The sequence below is a fragment of the Sphingomonas sp. Leaf67 genome (assembly GCF_001421965.1).
GTDB lineage: Bacteria > Pseudomonadota > Alphaproteobacteria > Sphingomonadales > Sphingomonadaceae > Sphingomonas.
The window spans coordinates 384,537-399,481 of sequence record NZ_LMLP01000021.1 but is presented as its reverse complement, the minus strand read 5'-3'; the positions used below and the strand labels follow the sequence as shown (position 1 = coordinate 399,481).

General features: G+C 66.8%; 13 protein-coding genes. 5 read left to right on the top strand and 8 right to left on the bottom strand.

Going from position 1 to position 14,945, the window contains the following annotated elements; translation table 11 throughout:
• Nucleotides 1-38: 38 nt before the first annotated feature.
• From ASE90_RS14025 to murB, 5 genes are all read right to left on the bottom strand, one after another.
• Nucleotides 39-1,763 (bottom strand): TolC family outer membrane protein, encoded by a 1,725-nt coding sequence (locus ASE90_RS14025; RefSeq protein WP_056001855.1) that lies wholly within the window; start codon nt 1,761-1,763, stop codon nt 39-41.
• Nucleotides 1,764-1,911: 148 nt separating this feature from the next.
• On the bottom strand, nt 1,912-3,297 hold the full coding sequence (locus ASE90_RS14020) for an HlyD family type I secretion periplasmic adaptor subunit (RefSeq protein WP_056001852.1): 1,386 nt from the start codon (nt 3,295-3,297) through the stop codon (nt 1,912-1,914).
• Complete coding sequence (locus ASE90_RS14015) at nt 3,294-5,138, bottom strand: type I secretion system permease/ATPase (protein WP_056001849.1); 1,845 nt, start codon at nt 5,136-5,138, stop codon at nt 3,294-3,296. Before ASE90_RS14015 ends, ASE90_RS14020 begins: the two co-directional genes overlap by 4 nt.
• 46 nt (nt 5,139-5,184) lie before the next feature.
• A complete protein-coding gene (locus ASE90_RS14010; RefSeq protein ID WP_200910907.1) occupies nt 5,185-6,477 on the bottom strand; it encodes a UDP-N-acetylglucosamine 1-carboxyvinyltransferase in 1,293 nt (430 codons plus the stop codon).
• Nucleotides 6,474-7,493: a UDP-N-acetylmuramate dehydrogenase gene (murB, locus tag ASE90_RS14005; protein ID WP_082449815.1), complete on the bottom strand. Its 1,020-nt coding sequence runs from the start codon at nt 7,491-7,493 to the stop codon at nt 6,474-6,476. Before murB ends, ASE90_RS14010 begins: the two co-directional genes overlap by 4 nt.
• Nucleotides 7,494-7,923: 430 nt before the next feature.
• On the opposite strand from murB, the gene ASE90_RS14000 reads away from it, so the two are divergent.
• Nucleotides 7,924-8,904 carry an SDR family NAD(P)-dependent oxidoreductase gene (locus ASE90_RS14000; protein ID WP_056001846.1) on the top strand — a complete coding sequence of 327 codons (981 nt, stop codon included), beginning with the start codon at nt 7,924-7,926 and terminating at the stop codon, nt 8,902-8,904.
• 125 nt (nt 8,905-9,029) lie between these two features.
• On the opposite strand, the gene dapE is transcribed toward ASE90_RS14000, so the two are convergent.
• A complete protein-coding gene (dapE, locus tag ASE90_RS13995) occupies nt 9,030-10,160 on the bottom strand; it encodes a succinyl-diaminopimelate desuccinylase (RefSeq protein WP_056001843.1) in 1,131 nt (376 codons plus the stop codon).
• Between the two features lie 91 nt (nt 10,161-10,251).
• On the opposite strand from dapE, the gene ASE90_RS13990 reads away from it, so the two are divergent.
• Complete coding sequence (locus ASE90_RS13990) at nt 10,252-11,277, top strand: esterase-like activity of phytase family protein (protein WP_082449814.1); 1,026 nt, start codon at nt 10,252-10,254, stop codon at nt 11,275-11,277.
• A 274-nt stretch (nt 11,278-11,551) separates the two neighbouring features.
• Here ASE90_RS13990 and rpmB read toward each other — a convergent pair whose 3' ends face one another.
• Nucleotides 11,552-11,854 (bottom strand): 50S ribosomal protein L28, encoded by a 303-nt coding sequence (gene rpmB / locus ASE90_RS13985; RefSeq protein ID WP_056001840.1) that lies wholly within the window; start codon nt 11,852-11,854, stop codon nt 11,552-11,554.
• A gap of 167 nt (nt 11,855-12,021) precedes the next feature.
• On the opposite strand from rpmB, the gene ASE90_RS13980 reads away from it, so the two are divergent.
• Together ASE90_RS13980 and ASE90_RS13975 are read left to right on the top strand one after the other, a co-directional pair.
• Nucleotides 12,022-12,255 (top strand): hypothetical protein, encoded by a 234-nt coding sequence (locus tag ASE90_RS13980; protein WP_056001837.1) that lies wholly within the window; start codon nt 12,022-12,024, stop codon nt 12,253-12,255.
• Nucleotides 12,256-12,315: 60 nt separating this feature from the next.
• Entirely contained in the window at nt 12,316-12,747 is a 432-nt protein-coding gene (locus ASE90_RS13975) for a nucleoside deaminase (RefSeq protein ID WP_056002335.1), read from the top strand.
• A gap of 2 nt (nt 12,748-12,749) precedes the next feature.
• On the opposite strand, the gene ASE90_RS13970 is transcribed toward ASE90_RS13975, so the two are convergent.
• Nucleotides 12,750-13,427 (bottom strand): OmpA family protein, encoded by a 678-nt coding sequence (locus ASE90_RS13970; RefSeq protein WP_056002334.1) that lies wholly within the window; start codon nt 13,425-13,427, stop codon nt 12,750-12,752.
• 174 nt (nt 13,428-13,601) lie between these two features.
• Here ASE90_RS13970 and ASE90_RS13965 point away from each other — a divergent pair, with 174 nt between their 5' ends.
• Nucleotides 13,602-14,906, top strand: a complete 1,305-nt coding sequence (locus ASE90_RS13965; RefSeq protein WP_056001834.1) for a hemolysin family protein — start codon at nt 13,602-13,604, stop codon at nt 14,904-14,906.
• Nucleotides 14,907-14,945 lie beyond the last annotated feature (39 nt).

Sequence of the window (14,945 nt, the reverse complement as noted above, 5' to 3'; positions counted from 1 at the left end):
AAACGCGGCCGGACCAGAAGCCCGACCGCGCCAGATCCTCAGTCGTCCTTGCGGGCGGCCGCCGGGTTGCGTCGCGTCGACGGCGGCGCGACATCCTCGGCCGGGAGCGCGATCGCACCCGGATCGCTGAACACCGGCAACGCGGTGCCGAGCGGACGGCCGGGCAGCGGGGCGGTCGGCGGCAGCAGGTCCGGCGGGCCGGCGACCGGCACTGCCGGCGGCGCCTTGGGATCGTCGGGCGCGCGCGCCAGCTTGTCGAGGACGCTGACGAAGGGCTGGAAGGGATCGATCTGCATCGCCTTCTGCTTCTTCAGGTTGCGCTCCATGTCATAGGTCGCGGCACCCGGATTGAGCAGCGCGGTTTCGAGGCGACCGATATAGGTCAGCAACGTCGCCTGCGAGCTGTAACGCTGATATTCCGCATTCGCGACCAGCTGCTGCGAGTTGAGCAGCCGCTGCTCCGAATCGAGCACTTCGAAATTCGAACGGAAACCTTCCTGGAACCCGCGCCGCACACCTTCCAGCGCGCGGGCGGCCGCCTCGACGCTACGCAGGCCGATCGTCTGCTGCTCGCTCGACGAGATCGTCTGGTTCCATGCCTGCTGCACCTGCGACGACACGCCGCGGCGGGTCGCCTCGACAGTGAACGCCTGTGCCTGCTGATTGGCCAGCGCCTGCCGCACGCGCGAATCGACCACGCCGCCGGTCAGCAGCGGCACGGTCAGCGTCGCCGACGCGCTGGCGCCGCGACGCAGATTGTCGAAACCGATGCCGTTGGGATCGTTAAGGCCGATCGACGCATCGGCGCTCAGCACCGGATTACGCTCGGCACGCTCGGCGGCGATCCGCGCCCGCGCACCGCGTTCGTTCAGGATCGCCTGCCACAGTGCTGGGCTTTCCTGTTCGGCGCTGCGAAACGCGAGATCGATCGACGTCGGAATGCCCGGCAGCACCGGCGGCGGGGTCAGATTACCCGGATTGCGCCCGACCGCGACGGCGAAGCGGGCGCGGCTGCGTTCGAGATTGGCCTCGCCCTGCGCCAGCTGCGCCTGCACCAGCCCGAGCTGGGCCTGCGCCTGATTGATGTCGGTCTGCGTCAGGTCGCCCGCGCGTTCGCGCGCCTGCGCCTGATCGACCTGCCGCTGGTATGAATCGACCGAGCGCCGCTGGATCGCGATCAGCGTCTGGTCGCGCAGCACCGATGCATAGGCATCGACGACTTCGAACAGGATGAAGCTTTCCACCTCGCGCAGCCGTTCGCGTGCCGACAGCACATCGGCCTCCGCCGCCGATACCTGCGCGGCGGTACGGCCGCCGTTGAACAGGATCTGCGACGCGGTCAGCGACGCGCCGGTCGCGCGGTTCCGGTTGGTGACCAGATCGTTGAAGAAGATCTGGCGCTGGACCTGTTCCTGATAGCGCACCGTGCCGACGACGCTGGACCGCAGACGATAGGGCGAGCTGGCCTGGATGACGCTTTCGTCGATCGAGCGCAACTGGGCACGCTGCGCCTCGAGCTGCGGATTATGACGATAGGCATCGGCGACCGCCTCGGCCAGCGTTTCGGTCCGCGCATTGGGATCGGCGGGCAGGGTCGGGATTTCCGACGACACCGGGTCCGACCGCATCGGGTTGATGGCGGGCTGCGCCGGTCGCGTGGCCGGTCGCGTCGTCGGACGGGCGACCTGCGCCATCGCCGGGGTTACCCCGGTCAGCGCCACCGACAGCAGCAGTAGTGCGCGCGAACGATATCCCGCCGACATAAAATCCCCCTTGTCAGAACCTGCCCCCGGCTTCCCTCTCCGGACGGGCGGTCGTGTCGATGCCGCGATCCTTATCGCAGCGCCCGACAGAAGTAACCCTGATAAGTGCCGGACGAAGCGTGTTCCCGCCCGTCCGGCACAGGGTAGATCAACGCTCGTGCAGCGACCGGCGGAACGCCTCGGTCAGCGGATCGAGCATATATTGCAGCGCGGTGCGCGGACGCAGCTTCACCAGCACGCTGACCGGTACGCCCGCGCGGATGCCGGTATCGGCCCCGCGCACTTCCTTCAGCATCGCGATCTGCGACTGCGGGACCACGATCTCCGCGGTGAAGTAGCTGCGACCCGACTTTTCATCGGTCAGGCTGTCGGCCGACACGTTGCGAATATTGCCGAGCAGGATCGGCAGGTCGCGTTCGTGCAGCGACAGGAACTTCACCTCGGCCTGACGCCCTTCATAGACGCCGTCGATGTCGCTCGGGTCGAAATTGGCGCGCACCACCAGCGGTGCGGCATCAGGAACGATGTCGAGGATCGGCTGACCGGCCTGCACCACGCCGCCTTGTGAGAAGACGCGCAGTTCGACCACCCGGCCGGCAACCGGCGCGCGGATGACGGTGCGTTCCAGCTGCTCCTTCGCGGCGATCCATTTCGGCATTATCTCATTGAGCTGGAACTGGGTGTCGCGCAACAGCGTCGCTGCGTCTTCGATATAGCGACGCGAGGTCGCGACCGACGATTCGCGCGCCTGGCCCACCTGTTCGCGGGCCGCACGGGCGCGCGAGGCATAGTCGGCATCGGCCCCTTCGAGCTGCTGGATCGACCGTTCGATCTGGCGGACCGAGTTGCGCGAGACATAGCCTTCATCGGCCAGCCGCTTGGTGCTGGCCAGCTGTTCCTCCAGCGAGCGGCGCTGTTCGGAACTGGCGCGCGACTGTGCCGAATAACCGCCGATGCTCTGCGACGCTTCGGCCTGTTGCTGGCGGATGACCGCGCGGTTGGCGTTGAGCGCGTTGTTGCGGGCGCTCTGCTGCGCGATCTGCAACGTCTTGGCGCGTTCGACCAGCACCCGGTCATCGCCGGTCGCCTGCTCAAAGCTTGCCGGCCACTGGATCGGCGTGCCGCGGATTTCGGCTTCGAGGCGGGCGCGCTGTGCCTGCAGATCGATCACGCTGCCGGCCAGCGCGCGTTCGGTCGCCTGAACTTCCGCACCGCGCAGGCGGATGATGACCTGCCCCTGGTTGACGTGCTGTCCTTCGCGGACATCGAGATGTTCGACATAGCCGCCGTCACGGTGCTGCACCGTCTGGCGATTGCCCGACACCACGACCCGGCCGTCGCCCGCCGCCGCCGCATCGAGCCGGGCGAACGCCGCCCAGCCGAGCAGCACGACAAAGAACAGTACGGCGATGATGACGCCGGCGCGCAACGCCCTGTTCGGCGAGTCGTCGATTTCCAGCCGCTCGCGGATCGCCTGCGCGACCGGTACGATGTTCTGCCCCGTCTGGGGAGCGTTTACCAGTTCGCCGCTCACGCTTCACCTCCGTTGGCGCGGTTGCCCGTCGCATCGTTCTGCGCACCGTCATTGCCCGGCAATGGCGGGGCGGGCGGCGGGTTCACCGGTCCTTGGCCGGCCTGGGGCGGGGTGCCGCCACCCGGCGCACCAGCGCCCTGCTGCTCCATTTGCGGTGCGGCGGGACGGATCACCTTGCTGCGGTCGTCATAGATCTGGATGACGCCGTCGCGCAGCAGCATGACCTTGTCCACCGCCTGCAACAGCCCCGTACGGTGCGTCGATACGACCACGGTCGCGCCCCGTTCGCGCAGATGCTGCAGCGTCTCCATCAACCGCCCCTCGGCACTGATGTCGAGATGCGCGTTCGGTTCGTCGAGGAACAGGATGCGCGGCGCGCCGAACAACGCACGGGCCAGCGCCACCACCTGCCGCTGTCCGGCCGACAGACCTCCGCCCTCGCGCATCGCCAGCTGGGTGTCATAGCCACGCTCGAAGCGCAGGATCAGGTCATGCGCGCCGGCCAGCTGCGCCGCGGTCACCACCTGCGCATCGAGCTCCGGCCCGCTCGCCCCGTCGAACTGGCGAAAGCGCGAAATGTTCGAATGGACCGTTGCCGGGAACAGTGTCGGCGTCTGCGGCATATAGCCCATATGCCGGCCCAGCTCTTCGCGGTTCCAGTCGTTCAGGCTGGCGCCATCGACGCGGATCTCGCCCTCGTCGGGATCGATCGCCCCGGCCAGCGCGCGCAGCAGCGTCGACTTGCCGGCGCCCGATGGGCCGACCAGCGCGACGATGGTGCCAGGTTCGATGGTGAAGCTCAACTTGTTGAGCAGCACCCGGTCCGAGCCGGGCACGCGGATCGTGAGGCCGTCGACCTCGATCCGGCCGACCGGATCGGGCAGCGAGGTGCGCTGTACGGTCACGTCGGGCAGGAGGCAGAAGGCGTTCAGACCCTTGTACGCGTTCTGCGCGCTGATGACGTTCTTCAGCGCATTCAGGATCTGTTCGACCGGCTGCAACGCGCGGCCTAGGATCAGCGACGCGGCAAAGATCGCGCCGCCCGAAATCTGCTGGTTGATCGCCAGATAGGCACCCAGTGCCAGCGCCATCGACTGCAGGAACAGGCGGAAGAACTTGGTGATCGCAAGGAAGACGCCCGACGTGCCGGCGATATCGCCCTGCGCCCGGACCAGATCGGCCCGCTCGACCAGATGGCGGGTGACCAGCGCGCTGCGCATGCCCAGCGCCCGGGCGACCTCGGACGCCTGGATCGAATAATCCTGCGATCGATACGCCATGGTCGTGCGCTGCCCGACCTCGTTCAGCTTGTTCTTGGTCGTCTTGTCGCTCAGCACCGCCAGCGTGATCAGCAGCGCCGAGCTGATGAGCGCCAGCAGACCGATCAGCGGGTGCAGCAGGTACGAGATGATGATGTAGATCGGTGCCCATGGGGCGTCGAACATCGCGATGATCGCCGGCCCGGTCAGCGTGCCGCGCAGCGTATCGAAATCGCGCATCGCCTGCGCACGTTGTGCCGGCGACGCCCCGTTGCTGCCGAGGATGCGGTGCAGGATGTTGCCCGCCGCCATCTTTTCCAGCCGCATGCTGGCCTGCAGCAGCAGCTTCATGCGCACCGTGTCCAGCGCGGCGAAGACGATCAGCGATATCGCGAGGATCAGCGACAGGACCAGCAGCGTGGCGACCCCGCGCGTCGGCACGACACGGTCGTACACCTGCAACATGAAGATCGAGGGCACGAGGTACAGGATGTTGATCAGCCCGGAAAAGATGCCAGTGGCGATGAAATGCCGCCGGCACTTGCGCAGGGCTGCCTGCAACGGGTTCGATTCGTAGGACATGGGAAGAAGCCGAATCCCTTTAATACGGGCCAGTTAGATGCGCGCGTTATGAACCATGATAGGAAAGCGTGGCATTAAGACCGCGCGCCTTCTCGAGAAACTTATCATAGCCGCGTTCGATCTGCCACGCATCGCTGATCCGTGTCTGTCCCGCGGCTTTCATACCAAGTAATGCCAGCGCCGCCCCGGCGCGCAGATCGGCGGCGCGAACGTCGGCCCCGGTCAGCGTCTGCGTGCCGATGATATGCGCGGTGCCGTCGCGCACGAAACTGCGCACGCCCATCCGCTCGAAATCGGGCAGATAGGCATAGCGGCCGGCAAAGCGCAGGTCGACGATCCGCGATTCGCCCCGTGCACACGCCCCCAGCGCGGCGAACAGCGGCTGCATGTCCGAATTGATCCCCGGATAGGGGCCGGTACTGATCTCGACCGGATAGGGACGGCCCGACCGGACGATCGCGACATTGCCGTCGCGAAAGATCTTCGCGCCGCTTTCGCGCAGGAAGATCAGCGGGACTTCGAGATCCTCGAACGGAAAGTCGCGGATTTCCACATCGCCGCCGGTGATGACCGACCCGACCAGCCACGTCATCGCTTCCATATTGTCGGGCATCACCCGCCGGCTGGTGCCCGACAGTTCGGCCACGCCGGTAATCTCGATGCTTTCCTGCCCATAGACGGTGATCGTTGCGCCCATCGATCGCAGGAAATCGCACAGGTCGAGGATTTCGGGCCGGATATGCGGGTTCCACAGCCGCGTCGTACCGCGTGCGAGCGAGGCGACGAGCAGCGCGTTCTCGGTTGCGCCGGTCGAACGCAACGGCAGCACGATCTCGGCCCCGGTCAACCCGTTGGGCGCTTCGGCATATAGTCGACCCTGCTCGCCCCATACCCGCGCGCCCAGCCGCGTCAGTACCAGTTCGTGCAGGTCGTAGCCGCGCCCGCCCAGATCGCATCCGCCGGGCAGCGGCACGCTGCCCGCGCCGGTCCGCGCGACCAGTGCGCCGAGGATCAGCAGCGTGTTGCGGATCGACCGTCCGTCCCACACCAGTTCGGCCGGCGGCGGCGATGCCTCCTCGATCGTCAGCGCGTCGCCCGCGATCGTGCAGCGTTTGCCCAACGCCTCCAGCATCCCGACATGGACCTGCGCATCGAGCAGCCCTTGCGGATAATTGTCGAGCACGATCCGCCCGGACGTCAGCAGCGATGCCGCCATCAGCCGCAGCACGCTGTTCTTGGCCCCGCTGACGGTGACGATTCCTTCGAGCCGCGACGGTTCGACGCTCAGGATGCGGGTCGACGGTCGCGCGACGCGCGGTGTGTCGACGGCGATGGTCACGCCGGGTCGGCCAGCAGTTCGGCGACTTCATGCGCCGGACGCATCACGCCATCGGGAGCGAGGTGGCGGACTTCGGCGTCCATCGCGATCCCCGACATGGCGGCGACCGAGCGTCGCGCCAGACGGATCAGGTGCAACACGTCCTGCGCCCGCGCGCCGCCATTGTTGACGATGAAATTGGCGTGGTCCGGCGAAATCTGCGCGCCGCCTGCCGATACGCCCTTCAATCCGGCCCGTTCGATCGCGAGGCCGGGTGGGCCGATCAGCGAATAGAGCGCCGGGTCGCTGACGAACACCGACCCGCAATTGGCGCGCACCATCGGGAATTTGGCGCGTCGCGCGGCAAGGATCGACAACGCCTCGCGCCGCAACGCCTGCCGGTCGCCGGTCGCGAAGCGCAACTGCGCCGCGACGACGATCAGGTCGCCGCGCTGCAGTCGCGACGCGCGGTACCGATAGTCGAGATCGTCCTGCGTCAGCCGCTGCATCCGCCCGACATGATCGATCGCGTCGACCCGCACGACATTCTCGCCGATGCCCTTGCGCTGGCTGCCGCCGTTCATCGTGATCAGGCCGCCCAGCGTCCCCGGAATGCCGATCGCATGGACCGCGCCCGCCAGACCCCAGTCGATCACCTGCCGCACGAACGCCGGGACCCACAGCCCCGCACCGGCCTCGACCACGTCATCGCCGAGGTTGCGGATACCGCCGAGTCCGCGCCCGATGCGCAGCACGACGCCGCGAAATCCGGCATCGTCGAACAACAGGTTCGATCCGTCGCCGATGACGATATGGCGCGCATCCTGTTCGGCGATCACCGCCAGCGCGGTGGCCAGCGTCTCGACCGATTGCGGGGTAACGACGATATCGGCCGGGCCGCCGATCCGCCAGCGGCCAAGCGTCGCCAGCGGGACATCGGTCGCGACTTCGCCCGACGGGAGCGCGCTGCGCAGCGCGGCGGCGACGCCGGCGTCCGGCGCATGGCCCGGCGGGGCGAGATCGGCAGCGAAAGTCATCCGTCCCTGTTCCCCGTTGGCCAGACGATCCCGGCACCTGCCAAGTCCGCCGCGGTTCGGCCCAGATCCGTCGGCGGTTCCGCGTCCGGCAAGGTCGTTGATCGGCGGTGCCTTAGATCGTCCGTGCCGATGGGTCCAGTCCCGCCGCATTGCCGTCCAAGTCATTGGAAAATCGATACACGCCGGATCATGCGAATTTGTTAACGGCCACCGGTATATCCCGAACATCGTCGGCCGCACGTCTTGCATGGCGGCGGTTGACCGATATGCTACGGGCTCCATTGAGTGTTTCTGCGTATGCCGATGTTGCACCGCGGCACGATACCAACTTGTTGCGGTAAGGGAAACGAATGATACGCGACCGAGGAACCGGTTCGGGACAGGCGATGCAGAACGATCCGACCATGGGCATCGCGGCGGGCCGGCGCTGATGTCGGGTCCGATTCTGGTGACCGGCGCGGCCGGCTTCGTCGGTCATGCGACCGCGCATCGCCTGCTCGCGCGCGGCGAGCGGGTGATCGGCATCGATATTCTCAACGATTACTACGACGTAACGCTGAAGGAAGCCCGGCTCGCGACGTTCGACGGGATCGATGCCTTCACCTTTCACCGGGTCGACGTGTCCGATGCCGATGCAGTCGCGGCGCTGGTCCGTGACCATGCTATCCGCCGCGTCGTCCATCTGGCGGCACAGGCGGGGGTTCGGCACAGCATCGACAACCCCTTCGCCTATGAACGCTCGAACGTCGGCGGCCAGCTCGCGATTCTGGAGGCCTGCCGCCACGCGCCGGGCTTCGAACATCTCGTCTACGCCTCGTCCAGTTCGGTCTATGGCGACAAGCCGATGGGCGGGGAGGGGTTTCGCGAGGACGAACCGGCGAACCGGCCGGTCTCGCTCTATGCCGCGACCAAGCGCGCCTGCGAACTGATGAGCCAATCCTACGCCCATCTCTATCGCATGCCGCAGACCGGCCTGCGCTTCTTCACCGTCTACGGCCCATGGGGCCGGCCCGACATGGCGTACTTCAGCTTCACCGATAAAATCGTCGCCAGCACCCCGATCGAAGTCTTCGGCGAAGGCCGGATGGCGCGCGATTTCACCTATATCGACGATATCGTCGACGGCATTATCGGCGCACTCGACCATCCGCCGACGCCCGGCGACCACCGCATCCTCAATATCGGCGGCAGCCAGCCGGTCGGGCTGATGGACATGATCCAGACACTCGAACGCGCGATCGGTCGCGACGCGGTGAAGATCATGAAGCCGATGCAGCCCGGCGACGTCACCGCGACCTATGCCGACATCTCGCAACTCCGCGCGCTGACCGGCTACGAACCGAAGGTGCGGCTGGCCGAGGGGCTGGGCCGGTTCGCCGAGTGGTACAAGGGCTATTACAAGGTGAACTGATGGCTACTCGGTCGCGATCGTCGTCATTCCAGCGAAGGCGGGGATCTATAGCCGCGATAGTGCGATTCGATCGCTGACATCAGTGTGAATGGATTCCCGCCTGCGCGAGAATGACGAACGTCGCCTCATTCTCCGGCCAGCGCCGCCCCCACGATATCGACGTAGATCGCCGTCAGCAGCCGCAGGTCGTCGACCGCTACCGCCTCGTCGACCTTGTGCATCGTCGCATTGAGCAACCCGAACTCCACCGTCGGGCACAGTGCCGACAGGAACCGGGCATCGGACGTGCCGCCGGTCGTCGACAATTCCGGCTTCAGCCCGGTATGCTTGCCGATCGCATCGGCAATCAGCGTCGAAAACGCCCCCGGCGCGGTCAGGAACGCCTCGCCCGACACCCGCCCGACGACCTGTGCTTCCGGCGCATGTGACCGCACGATGCCGGCGATCCGCTCGACCAGCGCGTCGCCGCGCTGTTCGTCGTTGAAGCGGATCGATAGCCGCGCCGCCGCATGGCCGGGGATGACGTTGGTCGCGGGATTGCCGACGGTCAGGTCGGTGATCTCGATATTCGACGGCTGGAACCACGCATTGCCCCGATCGAGCACGATCCCCTCGATTTCGGCCAGGGCGGCGATCAGCGGGGTGATCGGATTGTCGGCCAGATGCGGATAGGCGACATGCCCCTGACGCCCCGGCACATCGATCCAGATATTGACCGATCCGCGCCGCCCGATCTTCACCATGTCACCCAGCCGTTGCTGCGACGTCGGCTCGCCGACCAGGCACAGGTCGGGCGCGATGCCCCGCGCCGCCATGCGATCGATCAGCGCGCGGGTGCCATACACCGCCGGTCCTTCCTCATCGCCGGTGATGATCAGGCTGATCGTACCCGCGTCGACCGGCACGCGCGCCGCCGCCGCGACGAACGCCGCGACCGCGCCTTTCATGTCGACCGCGCCCCGCCCAACGATCATGCCGTCGCGGATCGTCCCGCCGAACGGATCGCCCTGCCATCCCGCCCCGGCGGGTACGACATCGACATGGCCGGCAAAGGCGAAATGCCGTCCGCTGCCCCCCCGCACCGCCAGCAGGTTTTCTACCGGCCCATCCGGCGCCTCGCCGACGGTGAACCGGTCGACATCGAAGCCGATCGCGGTCAGCGCGGTCTCCAGCACGTCGAACACGCTGCCGGTCGCCGGGGTCACACTGTCGCAGGCGATCAGGCGGCAGGTCAGGTCGACGACATCGGCAGACATAGGCTTCTCCACGCGTATTTCGTCGCGGCTGTACCCTATGCCGGGGCAAACGCCACTGGCGCTGGGGCGTTCGGACGCTACAGCCGGGGCGATGCGAATCCTGTTCGTGATATTGGCGGTGCTGCTGCTCGTGCCCAGCTGGAGTGGGGCCGAGCGGCTGCCGCTCTATGCGAAGGTGCCGACGATCACGGCCGAGCGGGTCGCGCTCTATCCCAAAAACCCCCGGCGGCGCGATCGCGGATCGTTCACCTATCTCGGCGGGGTGGTCCTGCGCGGTAACGATCCCGCCTTCGGGGGCTTTTCGTCGATGCACGTCGACGGCGACCGGTTCAGCCTGTTGTCCGATGGCGGGTCGCTGGTCCAGTTCACCATGGGTGCCGACTGGACCCCGTGCGACGTCGCCGTCCGCGAAATCGCCGGTCCCGGCACCGGCTGGGAAAAGCGCGATCGCGATACCGAATCGCTGGCGGTCCGGCCCGACGGATCGGTGCTGGTCGGCTACGAACGCCACAACCAGATCTGGCGCTTCACCGCCGACCTTTCGCGCCCTCTGTCGCACGCCGCGCCACAGCGCATGGCCGACTGGTCGGCGAACAGCGGTGCGGAGGCGATGGCGCAATTGCATGACGGCAGCGTCGTCGTGTTCAGCGAAAGCCATGGCGAGAAGGGGCGGCGGGGCTATAGCGCGATCCGCTTCCTCGGCGACCCGACCGATCCGAAGACGCCGCGCTACGGCTTTCGCTATGCGTCGCCCGCCAGTTTCGTGAACACCGACGCCGCGCAACTGCCCGATGGGCGGCTGCTGGTGCTGACCCGCCGCACCCGGCTGAAGGACTTTTTCACCACCGGCATCGAACTGGTCGACCTGCGCGGCGTCCGCCCCGGCCAATCCCTGCGCGGCCGCACGCTCGCCCGGCTCGTGCCGCCGACCCTGCACGACAATTTCGAAGCGATGGCGATCACCCGCGAAGGCGGACGGCTGATCCTGTGGCTGGCGAGCGACGACAACCAGTCGATGCTGCAACGCTCGCTGCTGTTGAAATTCGCGATCGGCCCGCTGCCGGAGTCATGGCAGCCGAAACCGAAGCAGAAGAAAAAGCGCAAGAACCGAGGCTGAACCCATCGTCATTCCGGCGAAAGCCGGAATCCATGAACCCGACCGGCCTCGACTCGGTCGAAGCGTCCCGCATCCATGGATTCCGGCCTATGCCGGGATGACGGGGTTTGCAGGACATCGCCCGTCATTCCCGCGCAGGCGAGAATCAACCGCACCGCAACGTCCATCGGTTCGGAGCGATGGTCGGAACAAAAATCAGGCGTCGGCATCACCCACGACAAAACCCCCGGCACCGCTTGGGTGCCGGGGGCATATCTTACGTCACCCGAACCGCTTATGCGGCGGTGGGGGCGACCTTCTTCGCGACCTTGGCAACGTCGCGCTTCAGGCGACGGGCGCGCAGCGACAGGTCGTCGTCACGGGTCTTGAGCAGCCAGTTGTCGAGGCCGCCGACATGCTCGACCGAGCGCAGGCCGTGCGTCGATACGCGCAGACGGATCGAGCGCTCCAGCGCTTCCGACATCAGCGTGACATTCTGCAGGTTCGGCAGGAAGGTCCGCTTGGTCTTGTTGTTCGCGTGGGAAACGTTGTGACCCACCTGCCGGCCCTTGCCGGTCAGCTCGCAGATGCGCGACATGATCGTTGATCCTGATTCTGTGTCGGGACACATGCCCCGGAAAGACGGCGCGGATAGCGTCGAACGGCGCGGACGTCAACCGTTGCGCGCCGTTGCAACCCTCATCGCCGCCCCGGCGTTGTTACGGCATCGATTCGGACAATGGCACATTACAAGGGAGTGGCGGAATGCGCGCAATATTGGTTCTGCTGGGGGTCGCGGCGTTGATCGTCGCCGCGTTGATGAGCTTCGGCTTCATCGGCATCGATCAGACCCGGACCGCCGCCCTGCCGCAGGTACGGGTCGAAGGGGGGCAGGCACCCAAGTTCGACGTCGATGTCGGCAAGGTCGATGTCGGCACCGTCAACCGCACCGTCGAAGTGCCGGCGATCAAGGTCGAACGGCCCGCCACCGCACAATAAGCCGCTGGCAGCGTAGAACCGCCGATGGCAAGGGGATGCGCGATGTTCGACGCGTCCCCCATGCATCTGGCCCTCGCCGCCGCCCGCGCTGCCGCGGATGCCGGCGAGGTGCCGGTCGGCGCGGTCATCGTGCAACGGGGCAGGGTGATCGCGACCGGTGCCAACGCGCCGCGTACGCGCAACGACCCGACCGCCCATGCAGAGATACTGGCGATTCGTGCCGCTGCGCAGGCGCTGGGCCGCGACCGGCTGGAAGATTGCGATCTGTGGGTGACGCTGGAACCATGTGCGATGTGCGCCGGAGCGATCGCCCATGCCCGCATCGCGCGCCTCTATTATGCGGCGGACGATCCCAAGGGTGGGGCGGTCGCGCACGGTCCGCGCTTTTTCGGACAGCCGACCTGCCACCACCGCCCCGACATCTATCCGGGGATCGGTGAGATCGAGGCCGCGGCGCTGCTCCGCGATTTCTTCGGGCAGCGCCGCGGATAGGATCAGCGCAGTTCGTTCTGCGCGATCGGCACGATCTTGACCTCGACCCGGCGGTTTTCCGCACGACCTTCTTCGGTCTCGTTCGACGCGATCGGCTGCGTCTCGCCGAAACCGCGCGTACCGATACGCGCCGACTGCACTCCCTTGCTGCTCAGATAGCTGGCGACCGCGCTGGCACGCCGTTCCGACAGCGTCTGATTGTACGCGTCCGACCCGGTCGAATCGGTATGGCCGTACACATCGATATAGGTCTGGTTATATTCGCGCAGCACGTCGGCGACCTGGTCCAGCGTCGGCCGGAACTGCGGCTGGACATTCGAACTGTCGGTGGCGAAGGTGATGCCCGACGGCATGTTGAGGACCAGATCGTCGCCGCGCCGCGTCACTTCGACATCGGTGCCGGCGGTCCGGGCGCGCAGGTCGCGCTCCTGCTTGTCCATATAGGCGCCGATCCCGGCCCCGGCCAAACCGCCGATGCCCGCGCCAAGGATCTTTTCGGTCCGGTCGCGCCGTCCGCCTACGAGATCGCCAAGCAGATAGCCGCCGACCGCGCCGCCGATGCCGCCGATTGCCGCGCGCGAAATGCTGCGCTGGCCGGTTTCGGGATCGGTCACACAGGCCGATGTCAGCATCGCTGCCGACAGCGCACCCGCCACCCAGAGTTTCGAACGAGCTGCCATCATAATTCTCCGCGGTATCCGATTTCGTCGTCGCCCGGGAAAACCGGACAGGACCGGCATTGTTCCGCAGCCGTTTTGAACGGACGCTGACCGGCACGGTCGGCCAAATCGTCCCTCGACCGCGACTCGCCGGTTGTGCGGCACGCGGCATTGCTGCATGGGAGGGGCAGTTCGATGGAACCTCTTTCTCCCTTCCCCTGGTTCGACGTCGTCATCATCCTCGCGCTGGTGGCGTTGAACGGTGTGTTCGCCATGTCCGAACTCGCCATCGTTTCCGCGCGCAGGGCCCGACTGGAAGGCCTGGCGAAAGCGGGGGGCAGGGGCGCGCAGACCGCGATGCGGCTGGCCGACGATCCCGGCAAGTTCCTGTCTACCGTCCAGATCGGCATCACCCTGATCGGCATCCTGTCGGGTGCGTATTCGGGAGCCAGTCTCGGCGGACCGGTCGGCGAACGGATGGTGCTGCTGGGGCTGCCCGAATCGCTTGCGGCCAATGTCGGGTTCGGCGTCGTCATCGGCGTGACCACCTTCGCCAGCCTCGTCATCGGCGAGCTGGTGCCCAAGCAGTTCGCCTTGCGCAGCCCGGAACCGATCGCGGTGCTGGTCGCGGTACCGATGCTGTGGCTGTCGCGCATCACCGCGCCGTTCGTATGGCTGCTCGACAACACGTCCGCGCTGATCTTCAAGCTGCTGCGCATGAACCGCGAATCCGAAAACCGGGTGACGGCGGAGGAACTGCACCTGCTGGTCGCCGAAGCCAGCAAGTCGGGCGTGATCGAGGAGCATGAACGCTCGATCATCTCGGGCGTCGTCCGCCTCGCCGACCGGCCGGTGCGCGAAGTCATGACCCCGCGGACCGATGTCGAATGGCTCGACGTCTCGCTCGACGAAGCCGGCATCCGCGCGGCGATGGCGGCGACGCCGCACACCCGCCTGCCGATCGCCGAGGGATCGGTCGATGCGGTGATCGGCGTCGTGCAGGCGCGCGACATCGTCGCCGCCCTATGCCGGGGCGAGCCGCTCGATCTGCGCGCGCTGCTCCACGAAGCACCGGTGCTCCCCGATCAGGTCGACGCGATGGATGCGTTGCAGGCGATCCGCCGCGCCGCCGTGCCGATGGGCCTCGTCCATGACGAATATGGCCATTTCGAAGGGATCGTGACCCCCGCCGATCTGCTGCGCGCCATTGCCGGCGACTTCGCATCGGATGCGGAGGAGGGCGACCACCCCCTGATCGTCCGCCGCGACGACGGATCGCTGCTGGTATCGGGCCAGACCCCCGCCGACCAGCTTGCCGAACGCATCGGCATCGACCTGCCCGAGGACCGCGATTACGCCACCGTCGCCGGCCTTGCGCTCGCGATCCTCAAGCATCTTCCAACCGAAGGCGAGCATTTCGCCGAACAGGGCTGGCGCTTCGAGATCGTCGACATGGACGGGCGCAAGATCGACAAGCTGTTGGTGCAACCGGTCGAGTAAAGGTTCGGGATGTGGCAGGCGCGATCTTCACCGTGGCGG

Bases quoted from the DNA above. Each gene is read 5' to 3' on its own strand.
- ASE90_RS14025 (WP_056001855.1), bottom strand. From the start codon at position 1,763: ATGTCGGCGGGATATCGTTCGCGCGCACTACTGCTGCTGTCGGTGGCG.
- ASE90_RS14015 (WP_056001849.1), bottom strand. From the start codon at position 5,138: ATGTCCTACGAATCGAACCCGTTGCAGGCAGCCCTGCGCAAGTGCCGG.
- murB (WP_082449815.1), bottom strand. From the start codon at position 7,493: ATGACTTTCGCTGCCGATCTCGCCCCGCCGGGCCATGCGCCGGACGCC.
- ASE90_RS14000 (WP_056001846.1), top strand. From the start codon at position 7,924: ATGTCGGGTCCGATTCTGGTGACCGGCGCGGCCGGCTTCGTCGGTCAT.
- dapE (WP_056001843.1), bottom strand. From the start codon at position 10,160: ATGTCTGCCGATGTCGTCGACCTGACCTGCCGCCTGATCGCCTGCGAC.
- ASE90_RS13990 (WP_082449814.1), top strand. From the start codon at position 10,252: ATGCGAATCCTGTTCGTGATATTGGCGGTGCTGCTGCTCGTGCCCAGC.
- rpmB (WP_056001840.1), bottom strand. From the start codon at position 11,854: ATGTCGCGCATCTGCGAGCTGACCGGCAAGGGCCGGCAGGTGGGTCAC.
- ASE90_RS13980 (WP_056001837.1), top strand. From the start codon at position 12,022: ATGCGCGCAATATTGGTTCTGCTGGGGGTCGCGGCGTTGATCGTCGCC.
- ASE90_RS13975 (WP_056002335.1), top strand. From the start codon at position 12,316: ATGCATCTGGCCCTCGCCGCCGCCCGCGCTGCCGCGGATGCCGGCGAG.
- ASE90_RS13970 (WP_056002334.1), bottom strand. From the start codon at position 13,427: ATGGCAGCTCGTTCGAAACTCTGGGTGGCGGGTGCGCTGTCGGCAGCG.
- ASE90_RS13965 (WP_056001834.1), top strand. From the start codon at position 13,602: ATGGAACCTCTTTCTCCCTTCCCCTGGTTCGACGTCGTCATCATCCTC.